Source organism: Sulfuricaulis sp., assembly GCF_041499725.1.
GTDB lineage: Bacteria > Pseudomonadota > Gammaproteobacteria > Acidiferrobacterales > Sulfurifustaceae > Sulfuricaulis.
This window is the reverse complement of sequence record NZ_JBGQKW010000003.1, coordinates 32859-46388: the sequence shown is the minus strand read 5'-3', so window position 1 is coordinate 46388 and position 13530 is coordinate 32859. Positions and strand designations below refer to the sequence as shown.

Genomic DNA, 13530 nt, shown 5'->3' with positions numbered 1-13530 from the left:
TTACTTAGAGATTCCTTAATTAAGACGCAAAACCGATGAACAAATCAAGCGCGGCGCGAGAAAAGCTCGTTAAGCAGCTGTCCGCGCAGGGAATTGGTCATCGCTTCGGTGATTTCCACATCCACGAACCGGCCGATCAGCCCGGTGTCACTGGCATCGAAGTTGACCACCCGGTTGTTCTCCGTACGCCCGCACAGTTGCCGCGGTGACTTGCGCGCCGGGCCCTCGACGAGAATTCGCTGCGTCGTGCCCACCATGCGCCGGCTGATGGCCGCGGCCATTTCGATATTGCGGCTCTGCAGCCGGGCCAGCCGCGCTTCCCTGACTTCACGCGGCGTGTCGTCGGTCAGTTCCGCCGCCGGCGTGCCGGGACGCGGGCTGTAGAGAAAACTGAACGAGGTGTCGAAACCTACCTCCTCCATGAGACTCATGCTCGCGGCAAAATCCGTTTCGGTCTCGCCCGGGAAACCGACGATGAAATCCGTCGTCACGCTGATGTCCGGACGCACCTCGCGCAGCTTGCGGATCTTTGACTTGTACTCGAGCACGGTATGACCGCGCTTCATCAGCGCGAGAATGCGGTCGCTGCCGCTCTGCACCGGGAGATGCAGATGACCGGCGAGTTTCGGCACCTCGGCATAAGCGCCAATCAACCGTTCGTTGAACACCTGCGGGTGCGAGGTAGTGAAGCGTATACGTCCGATGCCGTCAATCTCGGCGATATAGCGGATGAACAGCGCCAGATCGGCGAATTCGCCGGTATGCATGGCCCCGCGATAGGCATTGACGTTCTGCCCTAGCAGGATGACCTCGCGCACGCCGTGCCCGGCCACATGCGCCACTTCCGCGATCACGTCATCGAACGGCCGGCTGAATTCCTCGCCGCGCGTGTAGGGCACGACACAGAAGCTGCAATACTTGCTGCAGCCTTCCATGATCGAGACCAGCGCCCGCACGCCGTCCACCCGAGGTTCCGGCAGGCGGTCGAATTTCTCGATCTCGGGGAACGTAATATCCACCGCCGGTTTGTGGTTGGCCAAGACGCTGTCCAGCATCTGCGGCAGGCGGTGCAGGGTCTGCGGGCCGAATACCATGTCCACGTAAGGCGCGCGCCGTATGATCGCCGCGCCTTCCTGGCTGGCGACACAGCCGCCGACGCCAATGACCAGGCCGGGACGCGCGGCCTTCAGCTCGCGCCACAGGCCCAGTTGCGAGAACACCTTCTCCTGCGCTTTCTCGCGGATGGAGCAGGTATTAAGGAGCAATACGTCGGCCTGGGCCGGGTCGTCCGTGGTTTCCAGTCCGTGGCTGGCCGCGAGTGCGTCCGCCATGCGCGCGGAGTCGTACTCATTCATCTGACAGCCGAAGGTTTTGATATGCAGCTTGCGGGACATGTACCGGGAAGGGCTACGGGAACGGCACTTAATCTACCGTCCGGGGGGCAAAATTACCAGAACCGATCTCGAAAATGTCGGACGGAATACCGGTTACGGCACTTGCATTGGGGCACCAGAACCACGTAATCAGTTTTTTTTGAGATCGGCTCCAGCCGGCAATAAAAAACGCGGGGGCGCAAGCCACCCGCGTTCAGAGGATTACCGATAACCCTACTTAGGGCCTGGACTTTTCGCTGATCTGCGACAGGATCGCCACCACCAACGCCGCAATCGACAAAGCAAAGATATAGAAGATATTTTCCAGGAGTTGTGAATTCGTCGACGCCAGGTAAGTGATTATCGACGGGGTACCAATCCAGAAACCAAGTTTTAACATAACACTTCCTCCTCAGGATTAAGTCTGCGGGAGGGGCGCTAGCCCGTCATTCCTTTCTGCCCACAGATCGTCCCTTGGATAGAGTCTTAGCCAGGGGTGCCTAAACCACAAGCCGCGACCGACGCGTGGCGGTTCGATGGAGATGAGTGGAGATGATTGGTGAATGCCTTAGGAGTCAGTGTCTTAAACGGCGGTTGAGGAGCAGGCGCGTCATCTGAGCCGACAGAAGGCGCGAAAATAAACTCCATTAGACTTCCCTAATATATGTCCTCGGGCGCCCTGCAAAATAGGGGAACCCTGATTTATTCGGTTCGTACTGAGCCCGTCGATACACGAACCGAATAAAGTGCCATCGGGTCAATTGGTTATTGTGCTCCCTTCAACGCAATGCACCAACATGGCGTCTTCCTTTTGGTAGGTTTCCGCCAACCCAGCAGATTAGTAATTGTGCCAGAGAAAGTCTGTGAACTAGCGTATGGAACCCGTGTGTGGACGGACACACAAAAAAAGACCGTCTCGCGACGGCCTTTTTATTAGGCTCTCATATTCTTTGCCATACCACGTAAAAGACGAGGCAAGAACCGGGGTGCTAATGAGATTCTCGACCAACAGCACGGCATATCCCAACAGACGCCAGCCAGGCGTTACGCCTTTCTCCTTGCGACAGCCACCAAACCAATCAAGCCGGAACCGAACAGCCACACGGCGGCGGGAATGGGCACGGGCGTGGTAGACATGGAGCTGGTGAAATAGGCGCTGGTCAGGCAGTCCTTGCCGCTACACAGGCTGTGCCTCTCGTCACCGATGTTGCGCCATTCGAAGCTCGCCACGTGCGCCGCGAAGAAAAGCGGGTCGAAGTTACCGAGGCTCACACCCGAGACCTTGAAGCTCAGTTCATCCGTACGCGCCCAGCCCTTGCCTTGCAACTGGAAGTCGAAGCGGCCGAAGCCATCCATGCGCTTGTCGTGTTTGACCTTCCAACCGTCGGGCAGATCGGTGATCTCTTCGAAGTCGCCATTGCTCAGACCGAAGCCGAATTTCTGAATGCCGAAGCGATCGCCCGCGATGCGGTTGAGCGGATCGAGCGTCTTGACGAGAATATTCACGCCACCGGTATCGTTATCCATCAAGGATACCGACAGGTAGTTGACGCCGTCGGGCAATTTATTGGACTGATCCAGGAAAAATGAAACGCTCGCGGCGCGCGCGGGCGCCGCGGCAAGGATCAGCACGCTGACAAAAATACCATATTGCAGGAAACGCCCAGCAGTCCTTATATAGTGATTCATAAATCTCCTCCGACAAAAAAATACGCCGCCTCATCGCTCGGCGAGTTACGCCGCTTCGCGGCTAACCCGCCTTACGAAAACTGCTTTACGCTTTCCTGCGCCGCGAGACGCCGACCAGGCCGAGTAATCCGGAGCCGAACAGCCACACCGCCGCGGGCACGGGAACGGCTGAGGGTGAAGTGCTGCCGTTTAAGCCGCTGCCACAGTTGGCCACACCCGTTGAGGAGACCTTGTTGGCATTCGCCATCGTCACTGCACCATTTCGCGCTAAGGCTCTACCGCAACTAATGTTGGCGAAGGGGTCCATGCTGATGCTCGTGAGTGCGAGAATATTTCCCTGGAACGCTGAGCTATCACCGAGCGTCGCGGAGCTGCCGACCTGCCAAAACACGCCTTCATTGGAACCAGGATTCAGCAGAGTAACGGTCGAGCTGCTCGCCGTCGTGAGCGTGCTCCCGATCTGAAACACGAAGAGTGCATCGGATTTGCCCTGGGCGTTGAGCTTGAGGTTTCCGGTCAGCCCTGCCGATGAATCAAAATGATATACGCCTGGTTTAAGCGTTTTTCCGCCCAGATCCTGACCAGTCAAGTCCTGTGTAAACGGCCGGGTTGTTAAGAAATTGTACGCCGTGGTGACATCGCTCTCTGCCTGAGCCGCGATCGCATCAGCGGTGTGTATCGTTCCTCCGTTCACGATCCCTGGAGGAAAGCCGGTCACCGAGCTACCTGGGCTGACGCCGAGACTTCCAGAAACGATGGAAGCGCCGGAGCTGGTCACCGTCGAGCCAGCCAGGACCGCAAAGTTATCCGCCGTACCTAGTATCGATGCGGCCCATACTTGGGAGGGACCGTACAATGTGCCGAGCACTGCTAATGTCAGCATCGACAACCTTTTTGTATTCATCTTTGTATTCATCGCATGTACTCCTGTTGTTATACTTTCGTTACGCTTCATGTTGCTTCTCCTCTATCTGATCCAGAAAAACATCGGTGCAATCGACCGAAGCAATTTGTCACACCGGTTGCACTATCCCACTTCCGTCCACAACGCTCCGTGCGCTAGCGCATGCAAAGAAAATTTTTTTAGGGAAGCCTATCCGCCGCTGTGCATCGCGCGTTTCTCCTGCGCGTCGCTCACCGAGAACGTCGAGGAGCACATTGTGGATGGCGTGACCGTCCGTGTGACCGGCGTCGCCAAGACCGTCGCCGACTGTTTCAAGTACCGCAACAAGATCAGCCTCGATGTGACCCTGCAGGCGCTGCGCGAGGTCTGGAGCGTGAAGCGCATTACCAGTGACGACATCTGGCGTTATGCCAAGGTCTGCCGCGTGGCCAACGTGATGCGCCCGTATCTGGAAATTTTGGCATGAGCGTTCGAAACATCGGCACGTCCATCCGTGACCGGCTGCTGCTGGCGCCCAACTCACCCTGGCGTGAAGCGGTCACATTCCGGGCGGGACTGGCCGCTTGAGACCGAGACCGTAGTGCCCGAGTCCCACCCCTGCCGCGCTTGACCCATTCCCGCATCCGGCCTGCTACCTGCAGGCCGCGCTGCTCGCGCGCATCTTCGAGATCTTCCCGATGACCTGCACGCACTGCGGCGGCGAGATCAGGCCATCGCCTTGGCGACCGAGTCCAAGAAAAACCGGCCGCGTTGGTCACCTGCCGCGATAAATTTTCCCTCAAATCCGCTCATATCACTGCTATACCTATCTCTCTATACAACTCACAAAAAAAGGCCGTCTCACGACGGCCTTCATGTCCTGCTTTCACAACCAATGCTTCATGGATTACTGGGGCACAGTAACAGTAGTCGCATCAAGAACAACCGCAGTCTGCGCCAGCAGCCTGCCATTAATCGACGCGAGGTTCCCAAAAGTGATCCCTGTCTTGCCCAGTATAATTCCCTCAAAGTGCGTGCCCGCTCCCATGGTCACGGCACCGGAGACCTGCCAGAAGATATTCTGTGGCAGTGCGCCACCGCTTAGAATAACGTTCTTTGCAGCAGCCATGTCGAGCGTTCCCGCCACCTTGAGAATCCAGACATCTGTTGCGTTGCCACTGAAAGTGAGATCCGTTGGTATGGTAACAGCGCTCCCCCATTCGTAGACGCCAGCGGTGAGGGTTTGACTGGTAAGCGTTCCGGCACCCAGGTTGGTCGTCGCAGCAGATGTAGCTGTCCGTCCAGCGGCGTCGGTGTACGCGGCTTCCATATTGAGTACGGCCGTACCGAGATTAGTAGGAGTAGGTTCCGCATAGTCGGCTGCATATAATTTTCCGGGTGCGGCCACTTGAGCGGATGTCGAATAGAGATCTGAGTTATCGGCCGCCGCTGTTTCTGACCATCCCGTTAAGCCAACCCTGGCGATTGGACTCAATCCAACATTCCCAGTCACTACGGAGTTTGGAACGGTTGAGGCGCCCGCTTTTGCCAGAATCGTATATTGGCCGGCTGTCCCAAGGGACACGCTGCCCGCTGCCGTACTGACTGCCCCCGCTGGTCCTTCGGTTGCGCTTGAGCCAGACCCGCCATTTCCACCGCCACCGCATCCGGCTACCAAACCCGCCAGTGCCAACACCAGCAACCAACTCCGTGGTTTCGAATATGTTTCGAATTTGTTCATGTTCTACTCCTGCTTATTCGATACCGGAATTGGCATCGATGTAATCGGATAAGTGGATTCTCAGTTTAATTGGCTTTGACAAAAATCGGGTCAACGGGCCGTGAATCCATCGCTAAACCTCTTATCCTCCTTTCGCCCTCGGTGCACTGTGCGCTGGCAAACATTATAGATTTTATCTCGCGAACTTTTAGGCAGGTTCCAGCTTTAACTATCTTCACAGCCATTGTCCTACATGCCCTATGTGACGGTGTGCGCTATCGCACATACAGCGATAAGTCTTCACTATAACCTTCCTTGTTTCTCAAGAACGTCGCACATACCGTGATCTCGCCACTTAGCGAAGCTGACTCCGAAGTCGTGGATGTATCGTCCGTCGTAGTCGCCGATCCTGTATCGGTCGCGGCGCACGCGGGCCGCATCTCGCGCACAGGCACGGCGATCGTTGTACTTGCGGTTATCGCGCTCGTTGCGGCGCTGTATCTCGCGCGCGCCTTCTTTGTGCCGTTACTGATCGGAATCCTCGCCAGCTACATGCTGCGCCCGGTGGTGGACTGGCTGAAGGCGGTTCACGTACCGCGGCCTGTGGCGGCGGCGCTGGTTCTCGTCGTGCTCGTCGGCAGCTTGTCCTGGATCGCCTTTTCGTTGCGCGACGAAGCCACAACGATGATCGAGAAGCTTCCCGAGGCCGCCCTCAAGCTGCGGCAGAACTTGAGCGCCGCGCGCGATGGTAACCCGACGGCGCTGCAAAACATGCAAAAAGCCGCCAACGAGCTTCAAGGAGCTGCCGCCGACGCGGGCCTGAAACCGGGGGCGCGCGTGGTCGCGGCTCGCGAGCCCGAGCCTACCGCCTGGCTGCGCGATTACGCGCTCGCGCAGTCAGCGCTGCTGATCGAGGTTGCCGCTCAAGCACCGATCGTGTTGCTGCTCACCTATTTCCTGCTCGCCTCGGGCCAACACTTCCGGCGCAAGCTGGTGCAGTTCGTCGGGCCGTCGCACCAGAAAGAGACCGTGCACATCCTCGAAGAGATCGACGTGCAGATTCAGCGCTACTTGCTCGTCACGCTCGTGTCGAACACCTTGATTGGCGTTTGTACCTGGTTCGCGTTCCAAGCGCTGGGAATGGAGCAGGCCGGCGCATGGGGTGTCGCCGCCGGCGTGCTGCACTTTATGCCTTACCTGGGCCCGGCGTTGATCGCACTCGCCAGCGGCGTAGCCGCTTTTATGCAATTTGGGTCGCCGCTCCATGCGCTCGCCGTCGCGTTTGCATCACTTCTGGTGGCGGGCGTGGTCGGGGTGATGTTCATGACCTGGCTGCAGAGCCACTTCGCGCACATGAACGCCGCGGTGTTGTTTATCGCCTTGCTGTTCTTCGGCTGGTTGTGGGGTGTATGGGGCCTGCTGCTCAGTGCGCCGCTGGTCACCATCGCCAAGGTGGTTTGTGATCGCGTCAAATCGCTCAAGCCGGTCGGCGAACTGCTGGGTCGCTGATTCTGGCGACGAAACAAGCGAAGGTCTGCATGCAATGCGCCTCAATGATCGGCGCGACGGTAAAGTTAAACCTTAACGCTCTCGGTTTTCCAAACTACTCCCGGCTATAAAATAATTCATTTTTGTTCGTTATCGCACTGAAGCGTAGCGCCCGTTCGGTTTAGGTGTTAACGCTGCAATCACGTATTGTTTCCGTGTTTGGCTGCGGTAGCTAATGCAATCCCACTGGGTAATGAAAACGGAAACATAACGTGCGGGAGAGCATGCGATGGACACACTAATCAAAAAAACAAGAATTTCGATGTTAATGCAGTACAGTTTATTTTTATGCTTAATGACAATGGCGGCGGCGCCGGGTCATGCGGCAACGGTGTCTTTTTTATTGAATGAGTCGAATCGTCTGTCCGACGGCGTTGATTATCTTTCGGTCAATCTTACTGAAAACGTGACCGGAGGCGTGGATGTCTTGGCCAAAACTTTAAATCCCCCCCAGCAACCTCGGCGCAAAGCATTTCGGAATTCAAAAATTCGCTTTCAGTTTCGATGATGAAACGACGGGTGATATCACGGGTTTACCGGATGGTTGGAGGGTCAAAAGTGACCGTCGCATGAATGGTTTTGGGAAATTCGATACCGGCCTTTTAGGCAAAGCAAACGCGCGCACCGATATCTTGAGCTTTACGATCAATGGCGTCGGCATTGATGACTTCGAGCCCTTCTTGGCTGTGAAAGTTGCTGGCCTAGACAACAAATTTGGCCCTGCGAGCGCCTTTTTCGGCGGCTCTGTTGAAAATGGGAGTACAAGCCTCGCCGCTGTACCGGTGCCTGCGGCTGTATGGTTATTGAGTTCCGGTCTCGTGGGACTTATAGGCCTGGCACGGCGTGGAAATAAAATAAATACGTCAAGTTAATACGCGAGCGTCCGTATCCGATCTTCGCCCTTGTCAGCCTTCGCCACACCCCTTCTCTCCCTTTTGAAAGGCGCATTTCGTACGCCACCGTACATACAACATTAAAATTTAAATATAAGGTTCATAACTCATCCACCATAGACTTTTTAAGGAACAAATTTATGACGAAATCCACTATCACGGCAATTGCCGTTGCGGTCGGTCTTACGTTCAGCGCCGGCGCGATGGCACGAACCATGTCAAAGCACGATTACAAGACCAGCATGAACAGCATTGCGGCCGAGTACAAGTCTGACAAGGCCATCTGCGAATCGTTGTCCGGTAATGCCAACGACGTGTGCGAGGCCGAGGCCAAGGGGAAAGAAAAGGTCGCGAAAGCCGATCTCGAAGCCCGTAACAAGAACACCAACGAGGCCCGCTACGAAGCGCTCGTCGCCAAAGCCGAAGCCGATTACTCGGTCGCCAAGGAAAAGTGCGATGACCAGGCCGGCAACGTCAAGGAAGTCTGCCTGAAGGAAGCGAAGGCCGCGGAGATTGCCGCCAAGGCCGACGCCAAATCGCAGATGAAGACCTCGAAGGCGGACAAGAAAGCCAGCAAGGAATCTACTGAAGCGCGCAAGGAGGCGGAGGATACGTCTGCCGATGCGCGCCATAACGCCGCCACGGACAAGCGTGAGGCCGATTACGCGGTGGCGAAGGAAAAGTGCGACGCCCTCGCGGGCGGCGCCAAGGACGGCTGTATGAACGAAGCGAAGGTGCACTACGGCAAGATGTAAACCGCAATCCGGGAGGCGTCCGGCAGTTTCCGGGCGCCGACGGAGCGTGTGACATGTGGCCCCGAACCGGATTAACGGGGATACACCACGGCGGTGAGGAGCCCAACTAGAGGTGAATTTACTTTTAAACCTGGTGTTCGACAAAGAGGTATTCCCAATGAAAGCGAAATATATATTTCCAGTCAGTGTGATTGTTGCCGCGTTAATGCTCGGCGGTTGCAGTGGCATGACGCCGCAACAGAATGACACGGCGGTCGGCGCCGCCGTCGGGGGCGTGGCGGGTAGCGTTCTCACGGGCGGCAGTGCCGCCGGAACCATCGGTGGCGCGGCGGTCGGCGGTATCGTGGGTCACGAAACCAGCAAGTCCAAGTAGTAACGCGTGAGTGAGACGCCAGCGAGGAGGAACATGCCGACGACGTGGTATCGTTGCTCGAAGGATTGAAAGACTGAAGTCTCTGGCATTCTGAGGTCGCGAATCCAGAATTGTTTTTATGCTTCGTTTCCGTAATTTTTTGCGCCTTGACAAGCGGCCAGAAGTGAGGAATCGTGATATTCCAAACTAAGAAATCACTTATGTACCTATTTGCTCTAGCACCACAGAAGTGGACCCCATTTCTTGGATAGCAAATGCGGTTTCTTAGGTGGTTCATCCGCATGATGCGCCATCAGGCTGCCTCGGCCAAGGTTCAGGCCGTGTAGACCTGCCAGGGTGTCTGCCGGTCGAAAGGTGGAGGCTGTGTCCATGCCACGGGTCATAACAAGGTTGGCAATCATTTTTTCCCCGGTCTTCCTGGCCGGCTGTAGTTCCTTGCTTCCGCATGCGCATACTAACACCGTGGGCCCATGGCAGAATTACCATGAAGCTCAGCAAACCTTCGACCTGATCATCCCTTACCAAACCACATCGGAAGATCTTAAGACACTCAAGCTGGATCCCGAATCGAATCCGAATATCACCATCCTGAATTATTCCGATGTGATACGTCGTTTCATCCCGAACCCCACGGTCAATGCAGAAGATTTGGCGCCTGGGGTAAGGGAGTGCATTATGGCAAAGGCAGCATGCCACGGCTATGAGATAGTTCAGAAGTCCAACACCAGCAAGCGCTATGGGAATTTCTGGGCGGATATCACAAATTTCAAACGTAAGACAGAGGTTACCGGCTGGAGTTTCAGCGGGGTCGTCTTGGTTAAGGATAACGTCGTCATCTACACGCTAGCCGGCGGCCAACCGGCAATTCGCGAGCTCGATGAAAACAATAACCCCCTCGGTCCATTCCAAGGTTCAGGCGAGTCAGCGTTGCGTAATCGCGTTCCACTGCCTTGAGCCCCGTAATCCGGCAACCCTTGACCAAAGGGCATGCCCGTAATGTCCACTACCTTTCACTTACGGCGCGCTTGAGCCATATATATAGATAGACACGACGACTATGCAGATCCGTCGTGAAAAACATCACCAGGCATATATCACCAGCCTGAATGCCGCACTTAAGCCTTATCCCGAACTGCATGATTTCAACATTGAAGAACTGCTGCGGCGATGCAATGAGCCACCCGTCACGATCAGACAGACGGTGCAAAACCAGGGCGGAGGCCACCTCCATCTTCAGGTATTTTTTGGGAAATTCTAAAGCCCGGTGCGGCAGGCGCTAAACTCATCGGCGCACTGGCGCAAGCGATCGTTCGCGACTTTGGCTCCTTCACTTCGTGTAAAAAAAGTTCGTCGAAGTCAGCGTCAAGCATTTCAGCTCTGGCTGGGTGTTCGTGGCAGTCGACGCGGACGGAAAGCGGGAAGTATTTTCCCGTTCCGGCCATGACAACGTTCTGCTGGAAAAAAAGACCGCCCTCTTCATCAACGATCTGTGGGAACACGCTATTACCTAAAATATCAGAACGACCACGCTGACTATCGCAATACATTTTGAAACGTCATTAAAATTGGGGGCATGTAAATCAACAGATGGAAAGCCTGCGCAACGCCAAAGAACAGCTTCAGTTGGTAGCCTGAGAACCGATAAATATGTGTGCTATCGCACAGAATATCTTAGGGGAAGGAGCATAATTCGCGTAACGATGGAAAACCCCATGAACCTCTCACGCAAGTAGGGCTCTCCATCTAAGTGAAACGAAAGGAGAATTTACATGCTATACACACTCGCTGTTGTTTTGGTCATCTTGTGGATCCTGGGACTCGTCTCTTCCTACACCATGGGTGGCTTTATTCACATTCTGCTGGTGATCGCCATCGTGGTGGTCCTGCTTAATGTCATCAGTGGAAGAAAAGCCCTTTGACCCTATCAAGGGATCGGGCGTGAATATCTAGAAGGGAACGATGGGCTAGCGGCCCCTTCCCGTAGAATTCCTCCTGAGTAAAGGAGAGGTGCCATGTTAAAGCTAAGTATTCTGATCGGTACACCATCGGTAGTCACATACCTGGCATCGACCAGTTCTCAGAACATAGATAGTATTTTATATATCTTCGTACTGTCCGCGGCGGCGCTATTGCTGGCGATTCTGTCGCAGATCAACGAAAAGTCCATGCTGTAGCGATTATTTTATTAAGGAGATTTTCCTATGGACAAAACAATCTCGCTCGCCATTTTTGCCGGGGGTATCCTGCTGGTGATCTTCGGTGTTAATGCATCGAATTCAGTCAGTTCCGACATTTCACGTATTTTCACCGACGCGCCTACCGACAAGGCGATATGGATGCTGGTCGGCGGTGTTGTCGTAACTATTATCGGCGCGATGGGACTGCTGCGGGGTTCAAAAAGCTGAAAAGATTGGTCAGATTTTTCATTTGCACTGACAGTCTCGAATAACAAGTAAGAGTCGAGGAACGAGTCTGTCATGAAGACGCCGAACGCAATTCTCAAAGCCTTAGCCGGTAAGGCGTTGGTCGGAGACAAATCCTTGCACGGCAGCGAGTTCAGAATGGTGTTTTTTTGCGCTGCCCTCGCGCTGGCGCTCGTCACACCAGGTGCCGGCCTTGCCGAGGAATCCGAAGCGAAAAAAAGCGAGTTCGTCCCAGACGAGCTTGACCTTGGCTTGCCACTACCGCTCGATAGGCACGACCGATACATTCTTGCGCAAAATCCCGCCGCCACGACGAGCACTCCGCCCAAGCCATCTTCCGAGGAGCTCCCCGCCATACCAAAAAAGCCGCTTCGATTCGAGGAAACGGAGGCCGGCAAGAGTTATCTGCTCCCAGCCGGGGAAATCGTCGGGTTCAACATCCTGATCAATCGGCTCAACTACTACACCATTGACAAGCAGGTGTACGGCACCAGCTATCGCACGGTCCGGGAAAATTTGAGCAGCCGGTGGGTTGTCGACACCGATCCGTTTGCCGTAAACCAGTTCATGCATCCGTATCAGGGGTCCGTCTACTTCGGCCTCGCGCGATCGACCGGCCTCGACTACTGGGAATCCCTTGGGTATACCTTCGGCGGCAGCTTGTTCTGGGAGATAGCGGGCGAGACGGGCCTGCCCTCCATCAACGACTTGGTCACAACCGGCTTCGGCGGAACTTTCCTCGGCGAACCACTGTTCCGGATGGCGAGCCTGTTGCTCGAGGGCGGAGGCGAAACACCCGGGTTCTGGCAAGAGGTGGGCGCGGCGGCGATCGCCCCGTCTCTAGGCTTCACCCGGCTTGCCTTCGGTGACCGGTTCCGCTCTGTGTTCGACAGCCACGACCCGGCTGTCTATACATACGTGCGTTTCGGCTGGAACAAGGTCGATAACGTGTTCGACGCGACAATGTCACAAGATGTAAACCGCGATGCGGCGACCGCGGACTTTCACATGGCCTACGGGCTCCCCGGCAAGGCCGGCTACACGTATACGCGTCCATTTGACTACTTCGATTTCGAATTCACCGCCACCACCGCCAATGTATTTGAAAACATCATGAGCCGCGGTCTTCTGGTTGGAAAGGAGTATGAGGGAGGCGATACCTATCGCGGCATATGGGGTCTTTACGGAAGCTACGATTATATATCGCCACAAATATTTCGCGTCTCGAGCACGGCGCTTTCTCTCGGAACGACCGCCCAGTGGTGGATTTCGAAGACGGTGGCGCTTCAGGGCTCGGCCCTCGGCGGTCTGGGCTACGGCGCGGCCGGGACCATCCACGGCACTGGTGAACGCGATTACCACTATGGCGCCACGCCGCAGGCGCTCCTGGCACTGCGCCTGATGTTTGGCGACGCCGCCAATCTCGACTTAACGGCGCGGTCATACTATGTCAGCAGTGTAGCCTCCACCGAGGACCGGGGATCGGAGCGTATATTCCGCGGGGATGCGGCGTTCACCGTGCGTGTTCACGGCCCTCACGCTGTCACGCTCAAGTACAACACGTCCCAACGAAACGCGCACTATCCCGACATTGCCGACACTCACCAGACCGTGACAACCCTCAGCCTGCTCTACACTTACTCCTTCGGCGAGACCAGGTTCGGCGCACTCGAGTGGCGCGCCGCTGGCAAACCCTGAATAGGGTTCAGACTATATAACACGCAGCGCGTGGCGGCGGCATGCTGATCGTCGGTACGCTGGGTATGCTTATCGGGAAGCTGGTGCTCTATTTGCGCAGCCGCCACAAGACTGTACTCGGTGACGTGCTGGGCATTCAGTCCTGAAAATCTCGATGGATTGACGATCGGCGCAA

The 13530-nt window shown here is 55.8% G+C and carries 16 protein-coding genes and 2 pseudogenes; 13 read left to right on the top strand and 5 right to left on the bottom strand.

The features are described from left to right. Window positions 1-44: 44 nt before the first annotated feature. The 4 genes from miaB to ACC569_RS01260 all read right to left on the bottom strand — a co-directional run bounded on the left by miaB (window position 45) and on the right by ACC569_RS01260 (window position 4017). On the bottom strand, window positions 45-1394 hold the full coding sequence (gene miaB, locus ACC569_RS01275) for a tRNA (N6-isopentenyl adenosine(37)-C2)-methylthiotransferase MiaB (protein ID WP_372521676.1): 1350 nt from the start codon (window positions 1392-1394) through the stop codon (window positions 45-47). A 217-nt stretch (window positions 1395-1611) separates the two neighbouring features. Continuing rightward, complete coding sequence (locus ACC569_RS01270) at window positions 1612-1773, bottom strand: hypothetical protein (protein ID WP_372521675.1); 162 nt, start codon at window positions 1771-1773, stop codon at window positions 1612-1614. Between the two features lie 644 nt (window positions 1774-2417). Further along, entirely contained in the window at window positions 2418-3062 is a 645-nt protein-coding gene (locus ACC569_RS01265) for a VPLPA-CTERM sorting domain-containing protein (RefSeq protein ID WP_372521674.1), read from the bottom strand. An 85-nt stretch (window positions 3063-3147) separates the two neighbouring features. Then, window positions 3148-4017 carry an ice-binding family protein gene (locus tag ACC569_RS01260; protein WP_372521673.1) on the bottom strand — a complete coding sequence of 290 codons (870 nt, stop codon included), beginning with the start codon at window positions 4015-4017 and terminating at the stop codon, window positions 3148-3150. 139 nt (window positions 4018-4156) lie between these two features. Here ACC569_RS01260 and ACC569_RS01255 point away from each other — a divergent pair. Further along, window positions 4157-4432 (top strand): annotated as a pseudogene (locus ACC569_RS01255) (transcriptional regulator); the annotation flags it as partial. A 420-nt stretch (window positions 4433-4852) separates the two neighbouring features. Here ACC569_RS01255 and ACC569_RS01250 read toward each other — a convergent pair. Next, on the bottom strand, window positions 4853-5686 hold the full coding sequence (locus ACC569_RS01250; RefSeq protein WP_372521672.1) for an ice-binding family protein: 834 nt from the start codon (window positions 5684-5686) through the stop codon (window positions 4853-4855). Window positions 5687-5980: 294 nt separating this feature from the next. On the opposite strand from ACC569_RS01250, the gene ACC569_RS01245 reads away from it, so the two are divergent. The 12 genes and pseudogenes from ACC569_RS01245 to ACC569_RS01190 all read left to right on the top strand — a co-directional run bounded on the left by ACC569_RS01245 (window position 5981) and on the right by ACC569_RS01190 (window position 13355). After that, on the top strand, window positions 5981-7174 hold the full coding sequence (locus ACC569_RS01245; RefSeq protein ID WP_372521671.1) for an AI-2E family transporter: 1194 nt from the start codon (window positions 5981-5983) through the stop codon (window positions 7172-7174). A 268-nt stretch (window positions 7175-7442) separates the two neighbouring features. Further along, window positions 7443-7721: a hypothetical protein gene (locus ACC569_RS01240; protein ID WP_372521670.1), complete on the top strand. Its 279-nt coding sequence runs from the start codon at window positions 7443-7445 to the stop codon at window positions 7719-7721. Between the two features lie 61 nt (window positions 7722-7782). Then, a complete protein-coding gene (locus ACC569_RS01235) occupies window positions 7783-8085 on the top strand; it encodes a hypothetical protein (protein ID WP_372521669.1) in 303 nt (100 codons plus the stop codon). Window positions 8086-8246: 161 nt separating this feature from the next. Continuing rightward, window positions 8247-8861, top strand: coding sequence for a hypothetical protein (locus ACC569_RS01230; RefSeq protein WP_372521668.1), 615 nt, complete (start codon window positions 8247-8249; stop codon window positions 8859-8861). A gap of 157 nt (window positions 8862-9018) precedes the next feature. Then, window positions 9019-9234: a glycine zipper 2TM domain-containing protein gene (locus tag ACC569_RS01225; RefSeq protein WP_372521667.1), complete on the top strand. Its 216-nt coding sequence runs from the start codon at window positions 9019-9021 to the stop codon at window positions 9232-9234. Between the two features lie 369 nt (window positions 9235-9603). Then, a complete protein-coding gene (locus ACC569_RS01220) occupies window positions 9604-10188 on the top strand; it encodes a hypothetical protein (protein ID WP_372521666.1) in 585 nt (194 codons plus the stop codon). A gap of 88 nt (window positions 10189-10276) precedes the next feature. After that, window positions 10277-10492: a hypothetical protein gene (locus ACC569_RS01215; RefSeq protein ID WP_372521693.1), complete on the top strand. Its 216-nt coding sequence runs from the start codon at window positions 10277-10279 to the stop codon at window positions 10490-10492. Window positions 10493-10586: 94 nt separating this feature from the next. Then, window positions 10587-10745 (top strand): annotated as a pseudogene (locus ACC569_RS01210) (Fe-Mn family superoxide dismutase); the annotation flags it as partial. A 258-nt stretch (window positions 10746-11003) separates the two neighbouring features. Beyond that, the gene (locus ACC569_RS01205; RefSeq protein ID WP_372521665.1) at window positions 11004-11153 is read left to right on the top strand and encodes a lmo0937 family membrane protein; all 150 of its coding nucleotides are present in this window, start codon (window positions 11004-11006) and stop codon (window positions 11151-11153) included. A 93-nt stretch (window positions 11154-11246) separates the two neighbouring features. Beyond that, window positions 11247-11408: a hypothetical protein gene (locus ACC569_RS01200; protein WP_372521664.1), complete on the top strand. Its 162-nt coding sequence runs from the start codon at window positions 11247-11249 to the stop codon at window positions 11406-11408. 27 nt (window positions 11409-11435) lie between these two features. Continuing rightward, window positions 11436-11639, top strand: coding sequence for a DUF3185 family protein (locus ACC569_RS01195; protein WP_372521663.1), 204 nt, complete (start codon window positions 11436-11438; stop codon window positions 11637-11639). A gap of 72 nt (window positions 11640-11711) precedes the next feature. After that, window positions 11712-13355 carry a DUF3943 domain-containing protein gene (locus tag ACC569_RS01190; RefSeq protein WP_372521662.1) on the top strand — a complete coding sequence of 548 codons (1644 nt, stop codon included), beginning with the start codon at window positions 11712-11714 and terminating at the stop codon, window positions 13353-13355. The last annotated feature ends 175 nt before the right edge of the window (window positions 13356-13530 follow it).

Bases quoted from the DNA above. Each gene is read 5' to 3' on its own strand.
- miaB (WP_372521676.1), bottom strand. From the start codon at position 1,394: ATGTCCCGCAAGCTGCATATCAAAACCTTCGGCTGTCAGATGAATGAG.
- ACC569_RS01270 (WP_372521675.1), bottom strand. From the start codon at position 1,773: ATGTTAAAACTTGGTTTCTGGATTGGTACCCCGTCGATAATCACTTAC.
- ACC569_RS01265 (WP_372521674.1), bottom strand. From the start codon at position 3,062: ATGAATCACTATATAAGGACTGCTGGGCGTTTCCTGCAATATGGTATT.
- ACC569_RS01260 (WP_372521673.1), bottom strand. From the start codon at position 4,017: ATGAAGCGTAACGAAAGTATAACAACAGGAGTACATGCGATGAATACA.
- ACC569_RS01250 (WP_372521672.1), bottom strand. From the start codon at position 5,686: ATGAACAAATTCGAAACATATTCGAAACCACGGAGTTGGTTGCTGGTG.
- ACC569_RS01240 (WP_372521670.1), top strand. From the start codon at position 7,443: ATGGACACACTAATCAAAAAAACAAGAATTTCGATGTTAATGCAGTAC.
- ACC569_RS01235 (WP_372521669.1), top strand. From the start codon at position 7,783: ATGAATGGTTTTGGGAAATTCGATACCGGCCTTTTAGGCAAAGCAAAC.
- ACC569_RS01230 (WP_372521668.1), top strand. From the start codon at position 8,247: ATGACGAAATCCACTATCACGGCAATTGCCGTTGCGGTCGGTCTTACG.
- ACC569_RS01225 (WP_372521667.1), top strand. From the start codon at position 9,019: ATGAAAGCGAAATATATATTTCCAGTCAGTGTGATTGTTGCCGCGTTA.
- ACC569_RS01220 (WP_372521666.1), top strand. From the start codon at position 9,604: ATGCCACGGGTCATAACAAGGTTGGCAATCATTTTTTCCCCGGTCTTC.
- ACC569_RS01205 (WP_372521665.1), top strand. From the start codon at position 11,004: ATGCTATACACACTCGCTGTTGTTTTGGTCATCTTGTGGATCCTGGGA.
- ACC569_RS01200 (WP_372521664.1), top strand. From the start codon at position 11,247: ATGTTAAAGCTAAGTATTCTGATCGGTACACCATCGGTAGTCACATAC.
- ACC569_RS01195 (WP_372521663.1), top strand. From the start codon at position 11,436: ATGGACAAAACAATCTCGCTCGCCATTTTTGCCGGGGGTATCCTGCTG.
- ACC569_RS01190 (WP_372521662.1), top strand. From the start codon at position 11,712: ATGAAGACGCCGAACGCAATTCTCAAAGCCTTAGCCGGTAAGGCGTTG.